Here is a 1,224-nt window from a genome sequence, read left to right on the forward strand (position 1 = left end):
CTCGGGGGTCGCGCGGGCGACGGCCGGCTGCCGGGACGAGGGCCTCGGGGTCAGCCGGAACAGGACGTGGTCGTGACGCGCACGTAGTCCACGTGGCGGCGCGTCACGAGCAGGGTCATGCCGCAAGCAAAGCACAACTACCGTGCCCGGGCCAGTGATCCCGGCTTCGGGATCACCGGCCCGGGTGCCGGACGGGGGTCCGGTACGGCTCCGGTCCGGCGGCCGTCCAGAACCCGACCGGAGCCGGCAGGGGCTAACGGCCCTGGAGTGCCTTCACGTTGTCGCCGAACGTCCAGCCCTTCGACCCGTCCCAGTTCGCCGACCAGGTCATCAGGCCCTTGAGCGCCCCGCCGTAGTGGTTCCACGCCTGCGCCACGAGCGACGGAGCCATGTGGCCGCCGCCCGCGCCCGGCTGGGCGGGGAGGCCGGGAACCTGCTTGTCGTACGGCACCCGGATCGTGGTGCCCTGGATCACGAGACCCCGGTTGAGACAGTCGGTCTGCGCGACGAACCCGGCGACGGTCCCCGCGGAGTAGGAGTCGCCCGAGCATCCGTACATGCTGCCGTTGTAGTACTGCATGTTGAGCCACCACAGGCGCCCGTTGTCCGCGTACTTCTTCACGATCGGCAGGTACGCGCCCCAGATCGAGCCGTAGACGACGCTGCCTCCGGTGACGTACGCCGTCTCCGGTGCCATCGTCAGCCCGAACCCGGCGGGCATGCGGGCGAGGACGCCGTCGATGATGTACACCAGGTTGGCCTGGGACGTGGACAGGGTGCCGATGCTGCCGCTGCCGACCAGGCCGGTCTCGATGTCGATGTCGATCCCGTCGAAGTTGTACGTCTTGAGGATCGGCACGACGGTCGCGATGAAACGGTCGGCGACGGCACGGGAGTTGAGGTCGATGCCCGCGGTCGCGCCGCCGATCGACAGGAGGAGCGTCGCCCCCGCCGCCTTGGCGTTGCACATCTGCGCCGGGGTGGAGACCTTGACCGTGCTGTCCATGCCGTCCTGCCACAGCACCGTGCCGTCCGAACGGATCACGGGGAAGGCGGCGTTGATGACGTTGTAGCCGTGGGCCTTGAAGCGCGGGTCGTCGATGGGCGCCCAGCCGAAAGGCGGGTGGACGCCGTTGGCCGCCCCGTCCCAGTTCTCCCAGTAGCCCTGGAGCACCTTGCCGGTGGGCTTKTGCTTGAGGGCGCAGGTGTCCGCGGTGGGGGCGG

The 1,224-nt window shown here is 69.8% G+C and carries 1 protein-coding gene; it reads right to left on the reverse strand.

Features of this window, described 5'->3' with window-relative positions:
• Positions 1 to 253 precede the first annotated feature (253 nt).
• The coding region (locus tag EAO70_RS12115) for a chitinase (protein ID WP_148002984.1) at positions 254 to 1,224 on the reverse strand (971 nt) is incomplete at its 5' end.

The organism is Streptomyces sp. adm13(2018) (assembly GCF_008042145.1).
GTDB lineage: Bacteria > Actinomycetota > Actinomycetes > Streptomycetales > Streptomycetaceae > Streptomyces.